The sequence below is a fragment of the Neobacillus niacini genome (assembly GCF_000759675.1).
Classification (GTDB): Bacteria; Bacillota; Bacilli; order Bacillales; family Cytobacillaceae; genus Neobacillus; species Neobacillus niacini_A.
In genome coordinates, this window is sequence record NZ_BAWM01000152.1 from 300,770 (window position 1) to 318,697 (window position 17,928).

General features: G+C 37.8%; 19 protein-coding genes, 1 tRNA gene and 1 pseudogene. 3 read left to right on the plus strand and 18 right to left on the minus strand.

Annotated features, from left to right (window positions below; all coding sequences use genetic code 11):
• Nucleotides 1-33: 33 nt before the first annotated feature.
• A tRNA-Leu gene (locus TR08_RS27905) sits at nt 34-118 on the minus strand.
• A gap of 264 nt (nt 119-382) precedes the next feature.
• On the opposite strand from TR08_RS27905, the gene TR08_RS32885 reads away from it, so the two are divergent.
• A complete protein-coding gene (locus TR08_RS32885; protein WP_193747864.1) occupies nt 383-529 on the plus strand; it encodes a hypothetical protein in 147 nt (48 codons plus the stop codon).
• A 48-nt stretch (nt 530-577) separates the two neighbouring features.
• Here TR08_RS32885 and TR08_RS27910 read toward each other — a convergent pair whose 3' ends face one another.
• The 3 genes from TR08_RS27910 to TR08_RS27920 all read right to left on the minus strand — a co-directional run bounded on the left by TR08_RS27910 (nt 578) and on the right by TR08_RS27920 (nt 3,260).
• The gene (locus tag TR08_RS27910) at nt 578-1,351 is read right to left on the minus strand and encodes a class I SAM-dependent methyltransferase (protein WP_045523840.1); all 774 of its coding nucleotides are present in this window, start codon (nt 1,349-1,351) and stop codon (nt 578-580) included.
• A 94-nt stretch (nt 1,352-1,445) separates the two neighbouring features.
• Nucleotides 1,446-2,201 carry an exodeoxyribonuclease III gene (locus TR08_RS27915; RefSeq protein WP_045523841.1) on the minus strand — a complete coding sequence of 252 codons (756 nt, stop codon included), beginning with the start codon at nt 2,199-2,201 and terminating at the stop codon, nt 1,446-1,448.
• A gap of 231 nt (nt 2,202-2,432) precedes the next feature.
• Nucleotides 2,433-3,260, minus strand: a complete 828-nt coding sequence (locus tag TR08_RS27920) for a MerR family transcriptional regulator (RefSeq protein WP_045523842.1) — start codon at nt 3,258-3,260, stop codon at nt 2,433-2,435.
• A gap of 105 nt (nt 3,261-3,365) precedes the next feature.
• On the opposite strand from TR08_RS27920, the gene norA reads away from it, so the two are divergent.
• Nucleotides 3,366-4,559 (plus strand): multidrug efflux MFS transporter NorA, encoded by a 1,194-nt coding sequence (gene norA, locus TR08_RS27925; RefSeq protein WP_045523843.1) that lies wholly within the window; start codon nt 3,366-3,368, stop codon nt 4,557-4,559.
• A 67-nt stretch (nt 4,560-4,626) separates the two neighbouring features.
• Here the strand turns inward: norA and TR08_RS27930 are convergent, their stop codons facing one another.
• The 4 genes from TR08_RS27930 to TR08_RS27945 all read right to left on the minus strand — a co-directional run bounded on the left by TR08_RS27930 (nt 4,627) and on the right by TR08_RS27945 (nt 7,695).
• Complete coding sequence (locus TR08_RS27930; RefSeq protein ID WP_045523844.1) at nt 4,627-5,412, minus strand: divergent polysaccharide deacetylase family protein; 786 nt, start codon at nt 5,410-5,412, stop codon at nt 4,627-4,629.
• Between the two features lie 116 nt (nt 5,413-5,528).
• Nucleotides 5,529-5,969 carry a peptidylprolyl isomerase gene (locus TR08_RS27935; protein WP_045523845.1) on the minus strand — a complete coding sequence of 147 codons (441 nt, stop codon included), beginning with the start codon at nt 5,967-5,969 and terminating at the stop codon, nt 5,529-5,531.
• Nucleotides 5,970-6,191: 222 nt separating this feature from the next.
• A complete protein-coding gene (locus TR08_RS27940) occupies nt 6,192-6,641 on the minus strand; it encodes a CBO0543 family protein (protein WP_045523846.1) in 450 nt (149 codons plus the stop codon).
• Nucleotides 6,568-7,695, minus strand: a complete 1,128-nt coding sequence (locus TR08_RS27945; protein WP_152597543.1) for a DUF2515 domain-containing protein — start codon at nt 7,693-7,695, stop codon at nt 6,568-6,570. Before TR08_RS27945 ends, TR08_RS27940 begins: the two co-directional genes overlap by 74 nt.
• A gap of 81 nt (nt 7,696-7,776) precedes the next feature.
• On the opposite strand from TR08_RS27945, the gene shc reads away from it, so the two are divergent.
• Nucleotides 7,777-9,642, plus strand: a complete 1,866-nt coding sequence (gene shc / locus TR08_RS27950; protein WP_045523847.1) for a squalene--hopene cyclase — start codon at nt 7,777-7,779, stop codon at nt 9,640-9,642.
• 155 nt (nt 9,643-9,797) lie between these two features.
• Here the strand turns inward: shc and TR08_RS27955 are convergent, their stop codons facing one another.
• The 10 genes and pseudogenes from TR08_RS27955 to TR08_RS27990 form a co-directional block, all read right to left on the minus strand.
• Entirely contained in the window at nt 9,798-10,304 is a 507-nt protein-coding gene (locus tag TR08_RS27955; RefSeq protein WP_152597551.1) for a mismatch-specific DNA-glycosylase, read from the minus strand.
• Nucleotides 10,305-10,358: 54 nt separating this feature from the next.
• Entirely contained in the window at nt 10,359-10,934 is a 576-nt protein-coding gene (locus tag TR08_RS27960) for a YitT family protein (RefSeq protein WP_045523849.1), read from the minus strand.
• A 98-nt stretch (nt 10,935-11,032) separates the two neighbouring features.
• Nucleotides 11,033-12,346, minus strand: a complete 1,314-nt coding sequence (locus TR08_RS27965) for a Na+/H+ antiporter NhaC family protein (protein WP_045523850.1) — start codon at nt 12,344-12,346, stop codon at nt 11,033-11,035.
• A gap of 101 nt (nt 12,347-12,447) precedes the next feature.
• A pseudogene (locus tag TR08_RS27970) lies at nt 12,448-12,812 on the minus strand (cell wall hydrolase).
• A 101-nt stretch (nt 12,813-12,913) separates the two neighbouring features.
• A complete protein-coding gene (gene mgrA / locus TR08_RS27975; RefSeq protein WP_045523851.1) occupies nt 12,914-13,906 on the minus strand; it encodes an L-glyceraldehyde 3-phosphate reductase in 993 nt (330 codons plus the stop codon).
• A 107-nt stretch (nt 13,907-14,013) separates the two neighbouring features.
• The gene (gene abc-f, locus TR08_RS27980; RefSeq protein ID WP_045523852.1) at nt 14,014-15,891 is read right to left on the minus strand and encodes a ribosomal protection-like ABC-F family protein; all 1,878 of its coding nucleotides are present in this window, start codon (nt 15,889-15,891) and stop codon (nt 14,014-14,016) included.
• The gene (locus tag TR08_RS32890; RefSeq protein ID WP_193747865.1) at nt 15,878-16,018 is read right to left on the minus strand and encodes a hypothetical protein; all 141 of its coding nucleotides are present in this window, start codon (nt 16,016-16,018) and stop codon (nt 15,878-15,880) included. Before TR08_RS32890 ends, abc-f begins: the two co-directional genes overlap by 14 nt.
• A gap of 209 nt (nt 16,019-16,227) precedes the next feature.
• Nucleotides 16,228-16,362, minus strand: a complete 135-nt coding sequence (locus tag TR08_RS33800) for an RAxF-45 family protein (RefSeq protein ID WP_095251092.1) — start codon at nt 16,360-16,362, stop codon at nt 16,228-16,230.
• A 222-nt stretch (nt 16,363-16,584) separates the two neighbouring features.
• Nucleotides 16,585-17,001, minus strand: a complete 417-nt coding sequence (locus TR08_RS27985) for a hypothetical protein (RefSeq protein ID WP_238579264.1) — start codon at nt 16,999-17,001, stop codon at nt 16,585-16,587.
• Nucleotides 17,002-17,024: 23 nt separating this feature from the next.
• Entirely contained in the window at nt 17,025-17,915 is an 891-nt protein-coding gene (locus TR08_RS27990) for a peptidylprolyl isomerase (RefSeq protein ID WP_045523853.1), read from the minus strand.
• Between the last annotated feature and the right edge of the window lie 13 nt (nt 17,916-17,928).

Sequence of the window (17,928 nt, forward strand, 5' to 3'; positions counted from 1 at the left end):
ATATGGAAAATTATTTTGCTTTGCAAAAAATTTTGGTGCGGGTGAAGGGAGTTGAACCCCCACGCCTTGCGGCGCCAGATCCTAAGTCTGGTGCGTCTGCCAATTCCGCCACACCCGCATAATAGAAAACTAAGTTGCTAACTTCGCTACGTCGTAGCAGCGACATTGATAATCTTACAACGAATTACGACAGAAATCAACACTAAATTTTAAGGATTTTTTTGGAAGTAAAAAAACTACTGAAATTATCCTACAATATATTAAATTCCTATAAAAACAGACACAGATTTTGTCACGAAAAGATTAAAAAAATGGTTTAGAACCTTTTTTATGGGAAAAAATACAATATAATTCATTCCCCAAAAAAGGAGATGATGTAACCTTGAGTTACAACCAGAAAAAAGACGCCGAAAAAATTGGTCCGAATCATGTAGATCAGGAAGAAAACTCAAGTAACGGTGAGAAATCACCTGAATTTGATGTTTTTGGAACAGCGCTAAATGACTTACACAGTCCTTTTGAATTCTAAAAAACCCAGTGTACAAAAGAAAAAGTTCTTTTTTGTACACTGGGTTTTTTACTTTCGCTTTAACGCCTTTAAAATAATTGCTTCTCCAACAAAGGAAATAATTTTTTCATCTTGTATGACGATTCTAAATTTATCTTTAATCTTTTCGGAAGATTCAAGAATGTATTTGGTTAAATAAGTCTTTTCTGATTCTGAAAGCTTCATGTTGGCACACCATGGTTCAAATCGAAACGTCTTCTCAAACCGGTGCCATTCAAAAACTTCCAAACCACTTTCCTCGAGCTTTTGGATCCATTCGGATTTCCTCCAGGCGCGAAAATGGCTATAATCACGTTTTTTCTCAATCGTATTATAAAATTGATCGAATTCCTCAGTCTCGGGTACAACATTATCATCCAATAAAAATTGTCCACCTGGCTTCAATACTCGATGTACTTCTTTTATGAATAAATCCACATTCGGAAAATGATGTGGCGCAATCCTGCAGGTAACGATTTCAAACGACTCATCGGTAAAAGTCAATTTCTCGGCATCACCTTGAACAAATTCCACATTTTGATAACCATTTTCTTTAATGAATTCCTCAGCCGCTGCCAACATCTCAGAAGTAAGATCAACTGCTGTTACTTTTTTAACCAATGATGCAAACGCATTGGCTGTATGACCACCGCCTGTTGCAATATCAAGCAGAACTTCCTGTCCATTGATTTGGGCCATTTCCACCATCTTCAATAAGTCTTTACCATCCTTATGAATCGGACTGGAAACGTACGAAGCAGCATTTTTTCCAAATTGCTGTTGAACGTCACTTTTAATATCCATTCTCTATCACCTCTTAATTCTAATTTATTCCATCTTGCTTATAAATAAAATTACGAGGTTTTTATGATTTCCAATAAGAAAAACTTATGATGATTTATAGTTCAAATTCTAGGACGACTGGACAATGATCACTGCCCATTATTTCACAATGTATATCCGCGTTTTTTAAAGAATCACAAAGTCTTTCAGAGACAATAAAATAATCAATCCGCCAGCCAATATTACGCTCACGAACCTTTGCCATGTAGCTCCACCACGAATAGGCTCCTTCTTTTTCGGGATAAAAATGGCGATAGCTATCGACAAAACCTGACTCGAGCAGTGATGTCATCTTTCCACGCTCCTCAACTGTGAAGCCAGAATTACCTAAATTAGATTTTGGATTTCTCAAGTCAATTTCCTGATGTGCCACATTTAAATCACCGCATAATACTACTGGCTTAACTTGGTCTAATTCTTTTAAATGTGAGATGATCCGATCTTCCCATTCTAATCGGTAACCCAGTCTCGCTAAATCTCTTTGAGAATTCGGTGTGTAAACATTCACAAGGTAAAACTTTTCAAATTCTAACGTAAGGATTCGGCCTTCATCTTGTGAATCCTCATTCCCTAAACCATAACGAACTGAAATTGGTTCCATTTTTGTAAAAACAGCAGTACCTGAATAGCCCTTTTTTTCAGCATAATTCCAGTATTGATGGTAACCTTCGAGGTCTAGGGAGATTTGACCTTCCTGTAATTTTGTCTCCTGTACACAGAACATATCTGCGTTAACTTCTTTAAAGTAATCTAAAAATCCTTTATTAACACAGGCTCTTAGCCCATTGACGTTCCAAGAAACTAATTTCATGATTTAAATTCCTTCCTAAGAAAATTACATAATAGATTGATAGAAGACATTGTATCAAGTTTAGATAATGATGGAAAGCACTTCGTTTTCATGATTCCATTATTCTCTTAATAAATTTCAAAAATTTAGTTAGAATAATTTTAAAATAAGGCCGTCTCTATATCAAAGATTTAAAAATAAAAAAAGCTTGGGTTAATTTTCCCAAGCCCAACTATGAAGAGTTATTGCAGATTATTTTTGATCGACTTGTATCATAATTTTGGTGACATAATGTTCCTTATGATTCTTTACAACAGAATCATAGATATACTCTTCAAAAACATAATCTCCTAAGGATAAATATAAACGTTCAATCTCTAAAAAAAGTCGCTTATATGTGTTATGTATTGTTTTCTCATCCCCAATATGATATCCAATGATAAAATCACCCTTAACCGTTTGAAAATACGGATGTCCTTCCTTTGGATTTGGTTGTTCAATATATAAATAGCTATAATTAGTGAATTCTCCCTTTAATACTTGCTCCCGTTTCGTGATAACACCTATTGGATATCCAGTATCAAGATGTGATACGTTCAATTCATTTATAAAATCTGAAACGACCTCTACAAATTCTTCTTCCGTTATATTTTCAATATTTCTACTTAAATAAAGTGTTGCCTCTGGTAATTGTTCAAGTGTAACTTGATGAAAATCAAGGTGTGACGCTTCTTCCATTAATGCTATTTGTGCCTCGATAAATTTTTCCTTCATTTCAATCTCCTGACGCTTTTTCACAATCTCTTCTTTTTTTTGATACATTATTGACAAATAACTTTCAGGAGATTTATTTTGCATGTATTGTCGAATATCGTTAAGCGACATATCAAGATCTTTTAATAAATCAATAACAAAGAATAACTCTATTTGGCGAATTGAATAATAACGGTACCCTTTTTCATTTTTCAATATCGGAGACAAAAGTCCAATTTGATCGTAGTAAAAGAGAGTCTGTTTGTTTACTTTGCAAAGCTTCGCAAATTCACCCGTAGATAAATATTTTCCATTCTTTTTATTCATTTTTTACCGCACCACCCTTGACTATATAGTTACTATATACACTAGGATGGAAAATGTAAACAAATGATAAACAATAAGTTAGTTTTGTTAAGGAGAATGTAGAAGATGAAGACTCAAAAAGTCACCTTAGGATTATTATTAATGAATTTATTCATAGCCTTTTTGGGAATTGGACTTGTGATTCCAGTTTTACCTACGCTAATGAATGAATTAGGCATAACGGGAACAACAGTTGGTTATTTAACAGCAGCTTTCGCAATTGCTCAATTGATTGTTTCACCATTTGCAGGGAAAGCCGTCGATAAATTCGGCAGGAAAATTATGATTGTAATTGGCTTATTTATTTTCGGCATCTCAGAATTATTATTTGGAATCGGCAAAGAAATTGAAATGTTATTTCTCTCTCGTATTTTAGGTGGAATTAGTGCCGCATTCATTATGCCTGCGGTTACGGCTTATATTTCAGATATAACAAATTTGGATACTCGTCCCAAAGCACTCGGTTATATGTCAGCTGCCATTAGTACAGGATTTATCATCGGTCCGGGTATTGGTGGATTCTTAGCGGAATTTGGAACACGTATACCATTCTTTTTCGCAGGTGCACTTGGTACAATAGCTGCCATTCTTTCGATTATTTTATTATCTGAGCCAGATCGTACAAAGGAAAATAATGAACATGTCTCAGAAGCTAAGAATGGCTTCAAACGTATGATTGCACCAAAATATTTCCTTGCGTTTATTTTAATTTTTATTGCCTCGTTTGGTTTAGCAGCTTTTGAATCGTTCTTTAGTCTATTTGTAGACCACAAATTTCAATTTAAACCATCCGATATAGCCATTGTTATTACAGGTGGTGCAATTTTTGGTGCAATTTCACAAGTAATATTGTTTGATAGGCTTACACGGATTTGGGGTGAAATTAAACTGATTCGATACAGTTTAATATTATCAGCCTTGCTTGTCTTTTTAATGACCGTTGTGCATTCATATTTCTCTATTTTACTTGTTACATTTATAGTTTTTGTAGGATTCGATTTATTCCGACCAGCAGTTACTTCATACCTTTCAAATATCGCCGGGAACGAACAAGGTTTCGTTGGTGGAATGAACTCTATGTTTACAAGTTTAGCGAACATTTGTGGACCAATCATAGGGGGTATATTATTTGATATAGATATTAACTACCCTTACTACATTGCCACTGTGATCCTATCTCTAGGAATCGTTATTACATTGTTCTGGAAGAGGCAAGCAAATGTGTCTTCTAACAAAGTGAAGGCTAGTGTAGCTAATTAATCAAATTATAATTAGTTGAACAATCAGAAGAAAAAATGGCTCAATTCTAATGAACTGAGCCATTTTTTTATGGGACGAAATATTGTTCTGTTAATTTTATTGAAAATAGCTGCGAGGCGGGTACTATTTTGATATTGCGTTGCTTAAATTCATCCATCGATTGAAAAATCCCTACATAGCAAACCTTTCCTGTTACCCCAACATGACCAATGGCAATTCCCCTGCCAGTGAATTCAGTTATTTTAGCCAATCTCATCATCTGTTTTCTCACATGGCTAGACGATGAAATGTCATCAAGGAAAACATCTCTTTTTAAAAGCGGCACATTCAATTCCTTCGCAACTTTTGGAAACTTTGATTTTGGGCTTGTTGCACTATCGATAATATACAACTTTCTCTCTTTCGCCACTTCAACAATGGCTCTGACGATTTCCTCGTCCTCTACCGCAAGAGAGCCCATATGATTATTCATCCCAACTGCATATGGAACGGACTTTAATGCTTCCTCCACCCTTTGTTTAACCTCTTTAGTTGAAAGATCGACCGTAATCGGTTTGGGACCCAGCCAAGATCGCTTCCCTTTTTTTGGTTGCATGGGTAAATGAACGATTACCTCAAATCCATTTTTATGCGCCCATTCGGCATGCTTCTTTGAATGTTCTGTAAAAGGCATGACCGCAGCGGTAATCGGAATGTCTCCTTCAAGGAAATCCCTAACTCCGCCTGTTCCACCACCAAAATCATCAATAATAATAGCCGCTTTAAGCTGTTTTTTATCATTTTTCTCAGCTGATGCTGGATTTTGTAAGGATAGCAACAAAAATGGGATAAGTAACAGAGCAAACCTTTTCATAAAAACCTCCCATGGTAATGATTTAAGGTTACTTTGCCCTTAGAGAATAGATTCATTCCTTGAGGAATTGATGGTACAAAAAAAGGACCTTATGACAAGGTCCTTTTAACTAACGACTATTCTTCGTCGTATACTTCCACTTTTTCCATGATATCGCCATTTCTCATTGCTTTCGCTGCCTCAAGACCAGTAGTCACTTTACCAAAAACAGTGTGAACACCATTCAGATGTGGCTGAGACTCATGAACGATAAAGAATTGGCTGCCGCCTGTATCTTTACCAGCATGTGCCATAGAAAGTGCACCTGGTACATGTGTGTGTGGATTTCCTTGTGTTTCACATTTAATGGTGTAGCCTGGACCACCCGTTCCACGACCTTCTGGGCATCCCCCTTGGCTAACGAAACCAGGAATAACGCGGTGGAATGTTAAACCATTGTAAAAGCCGCTATTAACTAACTTTTCAAAGTTTTCAACGGTACCTGGTGCTTCGTTTGGATACAATTCAAATTCGATTTTTTCACCATTTTGCATGTGAATATGTCCTTTTTTTGCCACTATTACCATCTCCTTATGTAAAAAAATTCATTTTAATCATACACTTTCCACAGCAGAAAAGAAAGTTCCATGGTTTAAATCAATAAATTTGTGGTACTATAACAGTACCCCTTCCGAACATTCGCTTGTTGCGGGACACTTAACCACTGTACGGACGGAAGGGGTACGTAGTGTCGCTTCTTAGCGGCATTGCAAAAAGCCAAGACTTCGGTCTTGGCTTTTTTAATGTTCTTTATTTGTCAATAGATAAAATAAATAAATAAATGAGAAGAAAACCAAATAGCCATAGGAGCTATATATATGCTTCCAGTCACTAGAATGCTCAAAAAGACCAAACAGTTCAGAAAACCTCTCAAAGATGGGCATTAATAGGCTGAGAAATAAAGTAATTCCCACTTTTCCCCATTTATTTACCTGCTTCATCTTAATAAGGTACACTAGGACAAGAGTTGGAAGCCCTACGAAGGTGAAAGCAATATTAATCGAAAATACCTCAGGAAACGGTCTTATTGGGAACATGTACATATTCTTGCCAACAAAATAAAGATCCAAGCTAGTACCCAGCAATATCGCCAAAAGTACTGCAGGGGCATATTCTTTAATCAAAAATGGTAATGACTTTTTTTGCCAAGGCGGCAAGTTCAAGCCTTTCGAGCGTTTTACAGTATTCATATTCAATCTCCCCGTTTATTTGTGTTTCACTAAGCTCCGAGAGATAGTCGGCTACCTGCCAATCACTAAACCAATCTCCCTTTTCCGCTTCTTGGTGATGAACATTTTTCCATGCAGACGTTAAATCTGGACTATATATTCTTCTAGCCCCCCATCTCAGCTTGCAGGCATTTAAACGAAGCTGATAAGGAATCCCAGGAATTCCTTCGTTTACATTATTAAAGATATGCGGCCAATAATCTTTTCTTGAACCTGTATGTGGTTGAGCTTTTGACCAGTCTACGAATTGATTTAATCTTTGAAAAAGGACAGCATACAATCTTTTTCCTAATAAAATACGCTCATGTAAGGATTGAAATTGATGGAGCGTTTGCCCGGCTAGACTCTTTTTTCGATAGGGAAACAAAATATGATTAAAAGAAAGGTAATCCTGTAGTTTAAACTCCAATGTGTTTAAAACATCCTTTTGATAGATTGGGTTTTGGATCACCCTTTTTTCCAAATAATTTTGCTCATTAATAACGAGAGCTATTGTGAGAATGTACGGGTCTGGTCTCCTCCAAAAATAATTCCAAATAGTATCCATGAAGGTAGAAACATTTAAATATGGCAGCAGGTAAAAAAGTGGTTTATTTCTATTTAAGCTTTCACTGTATAGTAAAAATTGTGGATAGGCGTCTTGAAAAATCAGCCAATTTCCCCGCTCTAAAAAAGTAAAATAGGCATTCCTTTCTTTTTTCGTAAGCAGACGTGTGAGGAGATCACCCTTTAGATCGGTCATGTTCCAGCCGCCATTCCTTGATACCATATGACCTAGGAATGCCCAATGGATTTCGGGATGTTTTTGATAAAAATCAAAATAAGCCTTAGTCCTTATGACATTATTCTGGTTCAGTTCCCTTGTATTCCTCCTTATCCTTTCTAAAAGACCCTTATCATCATTTGTTAATTTATTGTTGTCGATGACGGCTGTCTGTTTCATTTTTTCCTTTAATTCATCCTTAATGGTTTCAATCGGCGGTTTTTCCCTGCTTCTGATAAAAAAAATAACCATTACCTCCCTCGAGAATTCTCCTTCTAGTTCCTGAATATGTATAGATGAGAATATTCAATTGGGAGAGGATGAACGCTTGCGATGATCAATACAAGTAAAGGCATTGACTGGCTGGTTGAAATGCTTAGAAGGGATCAATCTCCCGATGGCTCCTGGAATTATCCATTTGAAACTGGAATATCGACAGATGCCTATACGATCATTTTATTACGGACATTGGAAATAAATGATGAAGAATTAATTAAGGGACTTGCAGAAAGAATTTTAAGCAAGCAAGAAAAAAATGGTACCTGGAAGCTTTTTCATGATGAACGTGATGGAAATCTCACATCTACCGTAGAATCTTATTACTCACTTCTGTACTCTGGATACTATGATAAGACGGATAAACGTCTTCAAACTGCAAAAAAGTTCATTTTATCCAAGGGTGGGATAGAAGAGGTTAATATGTTCACAAAGGTAATGTTGGCCTTAACAGGGCAATTAAAATGGCCATCCTTCTCTCCGCTTCCGATTGAAATCATCCTATTACCACTCTATTTTCCAATCAATTTCTATTCCTTTTCCGTATACGGCAGGGCAAATCTAACCCCTATGATGATTCTTGCTGATAAGAAAATTACCTTAAAGACGAATAGGAGTCCTGACCTTTCGGATTTACGAGTAGACAGGGATGAACCTGATTCCTGGTTTCGTTCGGAGGAAATGCGTTCTCTCATCTCATATATCGAAGAAGGAGTAAAGAATTTAATCGGCTTGCCCCAACAGCTTCATAAGCTGGCCATACAGCGCGCGAAGAAATATATGCTTGATCATATTGAAGAGGATGGAACGTTTTACAGCTACTACAGCTCTACTTTTTTAATGATTTTCGCACTAATTGCACTTGGGTATAAGAAATCCGATCCTGTTATCACAGCAGCGATTGAGGGGATTCGTTCAATGAAATGTGAAATCACCGGACTTCCGCATATGCAATACACGACAGCAAATGTGTGGAATACCTCGTTAATTGGCTATGCACTACAAGAAGCTGGGATTTCACCAGGAGATGTAATGGTTAAGAAAGCAAATCAATATTTACTAAAAAGACAGCACGATAAATTTGGAGATTGGGTTATTCATAATCCTACTAGTTTGCCAGGAGGCTGGGGTTTCTCCGATGTTAATACCATCCACCCTGACGTTGATGATACAACTACATCTTTACGATCGATTTCTAGAATGGATTCAGGCAATCTTGACGCCTGGAGTCGGGGGATAAACTGGGTACTTTCGATGCAAAACGATGATGGCGGCTGGGCTGCTTTTGAAAAAAATACGGATAAAAAGCTATTTGAAATTCTCCCCATCGAGAAAGCAGAGTTTATCCTAACTGATCCATCGTGTGCAGATATCACAGGTCGTACCCTGGAGTACTTCGGTAACTATACCAATTTATCAAAAGACCACCAAAGTATTAAAAAGGGAGTAAAATGGCTGTTGAATCATCAAGAGTTAGATGGATCTTGGTATGGAAGATGGGGCATTTGTTATATTTATGGTACATGGGGCGCGGTAACCGGTTTAGCAGCAGTTGGTGTTCCTGAAAGTGAGGCTTCGATTCAAAAAGCAGTAGAGTGGCTGTCCCGAATTCAAAACGCAGATGGCGGCTGGGGCGAATCCTGTTATAGCGATAGTAAACAGACATATAAACCGCTGGGTGCTAGCACTTTAACCCATACAGCCTGGGCATTGGATACTTTAATAAGTGTTTCAGATAAACCAACACCAGAAATCCGCAAAGGTATTTCATATTTATTAAAGAATCTACAAAAAGAAGATTGGACGACAGCCTACCCGAAAGGGCAAGGAATGGCCGGTGCTTTTTATATTCACTATCAAAGTTACCGTTATATTTTTCCGTTGCTGGCATTTGCTCATTATCGAAAGAAATTCGAAAAATAACTCGACGGGACTATGAGTTCCGTCGTTGTTTTTTGTGGATCGCAGGTATATTTAGATTATCGCTGATATATTTCATTTTACGCCGATATATTCTAATTAACGCTGGTATATCTTCAAAATCGCAATATCTGTACAGAATTGGAGTTAAATTACTATTAGAGAGATATAATTTCCTCTAGTTTCTTATAAATTTCTACGATTTCCTCCACCTTCATTCTAACTAGACCGCTAGACGATGGTGCGACAAAGTCAATCGTGCCTGGAACCACTGCTTTCTGCTGCCTTCCCCACGGAACATTTTTCAAGCCACTATATTCTTGATACACTCCCTTCCCAACAAAACAAACCACCTTCGGCTTTAACATCTCTATCTTATTGCGGAGAATATCTTTTCCTTCTTTGTATTCTTCCTTAGTAATCTCATCGGCTGCTTTTGTAGGTCTAACCACAATATTAGTGATCCCCATACCCAGACCTAACAGCTTAGCGTCTTCAGAAGCGTCAAATTTCCGAGGAGTCAAACCCGCTTCATATAAAATTCGCCAAAATCGGTTGTTAGGATTGGCAAAATGATGTCCCGTTTCACTTGAACGTATACTCGGATTGAATCCGACAAATAAAATCTTTAAATGTTCTTTTATATGATCATTTACTGGCTTCAACATATTGACCCTCAATTCACTAAACATTATTGACTCTATTTTACTAAACCATTTTCATTTTTCATAATGATTCCAAGAGGTGAAGGCGGTCGCTAGTAACCCAACGATCGAAACGATTAACAACGAATATAGTAATCTAGGTTCCTGAAGAATCAATAGACTCGACAAAATAATCACTGTATCAATCACATAAGCAATAATCCCTACGTTAATTTTTGTCCATTTTGCAAGTAATAATGCGAGCAAATCCATTCCACCTGGACTTATATGATTTCTTAGCATGGTCCCTACACCGATACCAATGATAAGACCACCAATGATGACCGAGCTAATGATCGGTAAATCAAATACATCCTTTAAAGGCATTAACAATTCAATCATGAATCCTGAAAAAAAAGCCCCTATCAACCCATAAAAAAAATAGTCAAAATCCGATTTATATGCTAGAAGGTAAACCGGGATATTCAAAAAAACAAAGGTTAATCCAATACTAAAATGCCATAGATAGTTGAATAATAAGCTAATCCCAAACATTCCGCCATTAATAAGATGGAAGGGCAAAATAAATCCGTTCACACCTATTCCAATCATCGTACTTCCAAATCCGATCACGGCCAATTTTTTAAGCATGATTCCCATCCCTTGTCCAAATCTCTATATAACCACTTATATGTTTGGACAATGATGTTCATCACAACAAAAAAAAACGGAGGATAAACTCCGTTTCGTTAAGCAGCAACTACTCTTTTCGTTTTACGGGCATGTTTGAACATGGAAACCATAAGCGTTAAAAGTGGTAATAGCCATAAAAATATCGCATAGGGCAAATACTCCAAGATGGGAATTCCGACAATGGTACTGCACATAATCGCTAGCACACTCCATGGGACCATTCCTGGGAATAACATCGTTGTATCACCCATGACTCGCGCTAATTCCTCCTTCCCATATTTACTATTCCAATGAGGTAAGAAGGATCTCCCCGTTAAGATAATCGGAAGCGTTTGATTAGCTGCAATAAAACTGATTAATAAGGTAGCTGAAAAGGTTTTTAATGTGTCACCTGTTAAAGAAGTTGAACTTTGCAGCCATTTATCCAGATAAGGCTGAATGACATTCAATTCCTCCAATAGACCGTTATAGGCACCTGCCAAAGCAAGAAACAGCAGCAGTCCGTACATATGAAGGAATCCCCCGCCTAGCCCTTCTATCCCATTCCAAAAAGCGAACGCTATATCTGAAACATCATCACCTTCTATTATAGAAATGATTGCAGCACTTAGTACACTTGATAGAAAAGCATAAATAATGCTCAGTCTAAACAGGACTAGAAGCAGCAAAACAATGGGCGGAATAAACTTCAACAGCGTCAACTCTCTCCATTGCAATGAGACTGCATGATTCATTTTCGACGCGGAAAAGAGGTCAAATGCACTGTAGAACAGCAAAGATACCACAACAGCCATAGCCGTTGTAAGGATCATGGCATTCCATTGCTTTTTTACCGGTAATTCTAATGTATGGGCTAAAAGTTGATGAGCGCTAGAAAAGGGAGAAGTTCGGTCTCCGACAAACGCACCTGAAACCAGCGCTCCTGCTACAACCTCAGCTGGCAAATTTAGGACGACAGCTGTTCCCAAAATAGGAATACCAATCGCGCTAAGAGTTCCTACTGTTGTACCAAGAAGCATCGAAAAGACCATCGCCGTAATAAACGTTAACACAAAAAAATAGTCCGGATTAATAAAATAAAGTGCGATTTTTACCATTTGATCAATTGTTCCCGACAAATACCAGGAAGGAAGTAAAAAACTAACTAGGAATAGAATTAGAATAACAATTCTAGTCTTATAAACTCCTCTTATACTAATCAGGAGGATTTGTTTAATAGATTGCTTATTCTGTTTTGAAAGAATGACAAGAATAAGATACCCTGGCAGAAACCCTATGACGAGCGGATGATGGAAAATAACCGACCAGATCACACCGGCTAATGTAACCGTTAGGAGTAGAATTAATTGTTTTATTGAGAATCTATTCATTTTATACCAACCTTAATTGTTAATAAGTTTAATTATAATGATTGCCGTATATTTCGGAAAGCAAAATAAATAGAGCCGTAAAATTCACGGCTCCATTGAACTTAAAAGGTGTTATAAATATTTTCGCATTCTTCACCAGAAGGCTGATAAAAACAATGCAGCTTAAATCGTCCAACAAAGGGTTGATCATACCATGTTTGCGGACAATCACCCGGAGGTCTAAAATACCAAAGAGCAAATTTAGAAGGCCAAATTCTTGTTCCATTAACGGCTCTTTGAGCTAAGCATCTTTCGGCCGTTCAGCGCGTTGATAAAAATAACCTTTTGTTGTAGCTTCAAATGCATGTGGATGGTAAACCATTTGCGGAATTGTCCTAATACCTTGTTCGCCTTCTCCTTCTGCTTCTGCTCTTAATAGCCTTGCTAAAAGGTCAATATCCGATGAACTGGCTTTTACTACTGCCATAACGTCACCTCCCATATGTGTACACCTATATGATATTATGGGTAGATAAATCGTTAACCGTAAAGCCAAGTACTCTTTACAAACCATAGCGCAAAAACTGATTAACTTTTTAATATATATTCGATTCTATTTAATTCTTCTTCTGAGAAAGAAAGATTTTTTAAAGCAGCAACATTCTCTTCTATTTGACTTACTCGACTTGCACCGATTAATGCGGATGTTACTCTTCCTCCTCTGAGAACCCATGCAAGAGCCATTTGTGCAAGGTTTTGTCCGCGTTCAACCGCAATCTCATTCAGCTTTTTCACCCGATTTACTACATCTTCGGTGACTTGATCTTTGCTTAAAAAGCTTGCTGTTTTTGCCGCACGAGAATCCGTTGGAATGCCGTTAATATATTTATTTGTTAACAAGCCTTGAGCTAGCGGACAAAATGCAATCGAGCCAACTCCATTTTCTTGTAATACATCCTGCAAACCATCTTCTATCCAGCGATTTAGCATCGAATAGCTTGGTTGATGGATGACAAGTGGAGTTCCCAAGCGATTCAGTATTTTTACCGCTTCCTCTGTTTGTTCTGCATTATAGTTTGAAATTCCAACATACAAAGCTTTACCTTGGCGGACGATTGAATCTAGTGCACCCATCGTTTCTTCGAGAGGTGTATTTGGGTCCGGACGATGTGAATAGAAAATATCGACATATTCTAATCCCATTCGTCTTAAGCTTTGATCTAAACTAGCAATGAGATATTTTCTTGAACCCCAATCGCCGTATGGTCCAGGCCACATCGTATAACCAGCTTTTGAGGAAATAATCATCTCATCTCGGTAGGGTGCAAAATCCGTTTTTATCATTCGGCCGAACATTTCTTCAGCGGACCCAGGTGGTGGTCCGTAATTGTTTGCAAGGTCGAAGTGAGTAATCCCTAAATCAAATGCTCTTCTAAGCAATGAACGGCCATTCTCGTATGTATCAACTCCGCCAAAATTATGCCATAAACCTAATGATATCGCTGGTAATTGTAATCCAGACCGACCGCTTCTATGGTATTTCATCGTATCATATCGAGAATTATCCGCTTGATACACCATCAAAATTCCCCCTTTTGTGATTTCATTTCCTATTATAAACCCTTGCAAGAATGAAATCGAAAAAAAATCCCCAAGAGAAATTATTCTCTTGAGGATGGACTGTAAACTTACACCACATCATCTAGTTGTTTATATAAATTGTCTCTCTCGATTTCCATCTGTTCTAATTCTGCGAATTGTTTTTGAAGCATTTCCAAATCAAATCCTGTTTCCATTTTCTGCTTCAATGAGTAAATTTGAGCTTCTAGCTCCTCAAGCTTTTGTTCTATATCCAGAGTCTTGATAGATGTTACTGCAGCTTGGGGAGGAATATCAACCTTTTTAGGTGCTATTTTTCCAGGTGGTGCTGGCTGCGTCACCTTTACTGAATTTAATTTTCCCTTTGCCCAGTCATAGTTCCCATCAAAGAAGTAAACTGTCCCATCTTGAAGCCAATAAATTTTATTAAATAATTTATTAAGAAAATATCGATCATGCGACACAGCTAAAATCGTACCATTAAATTGTTCAAGAGCCTCCTCTAAAACCTCACAGGAATCAATATCAAGGTGGTTCGTCGGTTCATCTAGTATCAGAAGATTGATGTCTTGATACATAAGCTGAGCAAGACGTAATCGCATTCTTTCTCCACCACTCATTTGATTAACCTTTCGGAAAACAGCTGGTCCGTAAAACAAAAAACGTGCTAAAATATGGCGTGCTTCCCCTTCATTAACAGGTACTTCTGAACGGAAAACATCTATTACCCTTTCATCCCCAATACTATGAAAGACATGTTGAGATAAATAGCCGATTTTCACATTACTGCCAACTTTAATAGTTCCTTGGTCACCTTCGCATTCACGAAGAATCATCTTTAACAGGGTTGATTTTCCCGTTCCGTTTTCACCGACAATAGCTGTTCGATCCTTGTACTGAACAAGCATATTTACTTTTTCAAAAAGCGTGCGGCTGCCAAAGCTTTTTGAGACATCATCTAGTTTAATGACATCCTTCCCACTTCGTTCATTGGCTTCAAAATCAATCGCCATTTTTTTCACATCAAGCTTTGGACGGTCAAGTTTCTCAATTCGGTCGAGTGCCCTTTGCATATTCGTAGCCCGTTTATGAAGTGCTGCGCTAGGTGGATTGGCACGATTTGCCCATTCACGAAGTCGTTTTATCGCTTCCTTCATTTTTTTAATCTTCCGTTGCTGCTCCTGATATTCCTGGAACTCCCGTAATAACCGCTCTTCTTTCTCTTTCACAAAGCCGCTAAAGTTTGTATGGTAAAGCTCAATTTCGCCATCTTCCATATCGAGTACTTTTGTAACAACTTCATCTAAAAAGTAGCGGTCATGAGAAATAAGAATAATGGTGCCTGTATATTCCTTAAGGAACGTCCCGAGCCACTCGATCGCCATTAAGTCTAAATGGTTCGTTGGTTCATCTAATAACAGCAGCTCAGGTTTCTTTAATAAGCTTAACGCAAGACCGACCTTCGTCTTTTCACCACCACTTAAGAGTGAAAAAGACCTATCCAAAAGCTCAGTGATGTTTAAGCCATGTGAAACACGATCCATTTGCGCATCCATTTCATAGCCGCCGTTTAAGATGAACTCATCCTGGAGCTTTCCGTATTGATCCATGAGCCTTTGTAACTGGTTAGGAATAAGCACCTGCCCCATTTCAATCTCTAATTGCTGAAGTTTTGATTCTGTCTCCACCAACTGCTCAAATGCTGTCTTTAATACTCCTTTAACAGTTAGGTCCTTATAATCAGGGATTTGTGCAAGGTAGCCAATTTTGAGCCCTTTTTTCCAATGAATAACGCCACCGTCAACTGCTTCTTGATTGGCAAGCAGCTTTAACAATGTCGTTTTCCCGCAACCGTTTCGTCCAACTAAGCCAATCCTGCTTCCTTCGTGGACTTCAAAGGATAAATCTTCAAAAATAATATTTCCGCCAAATGATTTTGCTATATGATTAACACTACATACGATCATGTTCATTCTCCTTTTTTTGAACACTCTCTTTAATAAATGGCTGTGTTAAACTTGTCTGTTGATTTCCGCTCCAGGCGCTTCGCTTTCCGCGGGCGGTCCGGGGAGCCTCCTCGGCGCTTAAGCGCATGCGGGGTCTCCCCTGCCCCGTCCTCCCGCAGGAGTCTCACGCCTTCCACTCCAATCAACAGAGTGCAAAATCAACAATTAGCTTTAACACAGCCTAATAAAAAAATGCAGGCATCCATAGATACCCGCAGCATTAAAAAATGGCATGAAAAAAGAGTGCTATAAATGCACCCTCTTATAACCTATTTTACTAATGGGTAAAGAGACGTGTTATCGTTCTATATTCATTTTGTAATTTTGAAAAAAGGACAGACTCCCCCCTTTGAAAACTACCTCATGAAAAATTGCACGGCACAAATATAGCGCTTCAAGCCACTGTACACGTACAAAAATAGAACGGACCATCTCCTTACACCTCCGTTTCAACTCAAGATAGGTTTATTGTAAATATATCTAGTCTTGATTGCAAGCCTATTTTTTCTGACTAATCAAAAGGTTTTTAACATTATCCCCCTGTTTCAGCCATTTTCCCGCGAGTTTCAGACATAATCCGGCAAGAATTCGAATTATTCCCGCGACTTTTTATAATAATCCCGCCCATTTAGCTGATAATCCCGCGAGACAGCCCTAATGAAGATACTTTTTCCTGCCACCAAACCGCCGCAGGTAAACAAATTTCCTGAAATCTTCTTCGGTTATTTTTCCATCATATGCAGCAAATAACAAGGACTGGAGCTCGCGATAATGCTCCATGACAAAAAGGGCAAACGCCTTCCGTTCGCCCTTTGCCTGTTTTTGAAATTCCTCATCATTGATGATTTCTTCAATCTGATCCTGATAAAACTCCCTCGTATCCTCCCATTTTTCCTTTCGATTCTCTAAAATATCGCGAGCATACTCAGGCAATTTTTCAACAACCAAATCGATATACCCTTGAGACCACATAAGCATTTTGTCTTTTTCAGGTAGATCCATGACCATTTTCATCAGTTCGAACGCATCTACTTCTTCACTAGCTGCATATCTTCCCACCTGATTCACCATTTTCACCTCTTCATGAACAGTTATCAAACTACACTTTCAAGGGAATTTTCAATATCATAATCCTTTTTCTTTTCTTCTAGCCAAGTGGAGTATTCATTTTCCATTTTTTGACCAATCAAGGTTTCTTTAATATCAGCTTTACTGTCATCAAAATTTGCTTCTTTTGCTTCCTTTTTCTCTTCAACCTTAATAATATGATACCCATAATCTGATTTTACTGGATCACTAATTTCATTAATTGGCAGTGCAAAGGCTACATCCTCAAATTCTGTTACCATCGTACCTTTAGGGAAAAAGCCAAGCTCTCCGCCATTTTCTTTAGAACCCTCATCGGTTGAATATTCCTTTGCTAATTCTGCGAAATCAGCTCCATCGGTTAGCTTTTGTTTAATTTCCTTCGCAGTCGCTTCATCTTCAACCAAAATATGACTTGCTTTCACTTGTTCTGCTTCGCCGAAAGTATCCTTATTCTCATCAAAATAAGTCTGTAACTCTTCATCGGTAATCTCTATTTGCGGTTCAAGAAGCTTACGTAACGTTAAATAGTTTTTTAATTCTTCTTTAAGGACATCAACCGAAGTATTATTGGACTCCAACACCTGGTTAAACACGTCTTCGCCACCATATGATTCTTTTAATTTATTTACTTCTTTATTCAAATCTGCCTCTGATACAGAGACCTTTTGTTTTTTTGCTTCAGAGGCAACAATTTTATCGGCTATTAATTGTTCAACCGTAGCCGCTCCATATTGCTTCACCATCACATCATACAATTCATCTTTACTGATGGCGTCACCATTTATTTTTGCAATGGCTTTATCCTTTGATAATGCTAAGCTTAGAAAAATACCCATTGCTAGAATTAGTACCACTATAATTAAAACTATTTTTTTATTTTGCTTGATAAAAACCATTCTTCAGATTGCT

Bases quoted from the DNA above. Each gene is read 5' to 3' on its own strand.
- TR08_RS27910 (WP_045523840.1), bottom strand. From the start codon at position 1,351: ATGGATATTAAAAGTGACGTTCAACAGCAATTTGGAAAAAATGCTGCT.
- TR08_RS27915 (WP_045523841.1), bottom strand. From the start codon at position 2,201: ATGAAATTAGTTTCTTGGAACGTCAATGGGCTAAGAGCCTGTGTTAAT.
- TR08_RS27920 (WP_045523842.1), bottom strand. From the start codon at position 3,260: ATGAATAAAAAGAATGGAAAATATTTATCTACGGGTGAATTTGCGAAG.
- norA (WP_045523843.1), top strand. From the start codon at position 3,366: ATGAAGACTCAAAAAGTCACCTTAGGATTATTATTAATGAATTTATTC.
- TR08_RS27930 (WP_045523844.1), bottom strand. From the start codon at position 5,412: ATGAAAAGGTTTGCTCTGTTACTTATCCCATTTTTGTTGCTATCCTTA.
- TR08_RS27940 (WP_045523846.1), bottom strand. From the start codon at position 6,641: ATGAATACTGTAAAACGCTCGAAAGGCTTGAACTTGCCGCCTTGGCAA.
- TR08_RS27945 (WP_152597543.1), bottom strand. From the start codon at position 7,695: ATGGTTATTTTTTTTATCAGAAGCAGGGAAAAACCGCCGATTGAAACC.
- shc (WP_045523847.1), top strand. From the start codon at position 7,777: ATGATCAATACAAGTAAAGGCATTGACTGGCTGGTTGAAATGCTTAGA.
- TR08_RS27960 (WP_045523849.1), bottom strand. From the start codon at position 10,934: ATGCTTAAAAAATTGGCCGTGATCGGATTTGGAAGTACGATGATTGGA.
- TR08_RS27965 (WP_045523850.1), bottom strand. From the start codon at position 12,346: ATGAATAGATTCTCAATAAAACAATTAATTCTACTCCTAACGGTTACA.
- mgrA (WP_045523851.1), bottom strand. From the start codon at position 13,906: ATGGTGTATCAAGCGGATAATTCTCGATATGATACGATGAAATACCAT.
- abc-f (WP_045523852.1), bottom strand. From the start codon at position 15,891: ATGATCGTATGTAGTGTTAATCATATAGCAAAATCATTTGGCGGAAAT.
- TR08_RS32890 (WP_193747865.1), bottom strand. From the start codon at position 16,018: ATGCGCTTAAGCGCCGAGGAGGCTCCCCGGACCGCCCGCGGAAAGCGA.
- TR08_RS33800 (WP_095251092.1), bottom strand. From the start codon at position 16,362: ATGGTCCGTTCTATTTTTGTACGTGTACAGTGGCTTGAAGCGCTATAT.
- TR08_RS27985 (WP_238579264.1), bottom strand. From the start codon at position 17,001: ATGGTGAATCAGGTGGGAAGATATGCAGCTAGTGAAGAAGTAGATGCG.
- TR08_RS27990 (WP_045523853.1), bottom strand. From the start codon at position 17,915: ATGGTTTTTATCAAGCAAAATAAAAAAATAGTTTTAATTATAGTGGTA.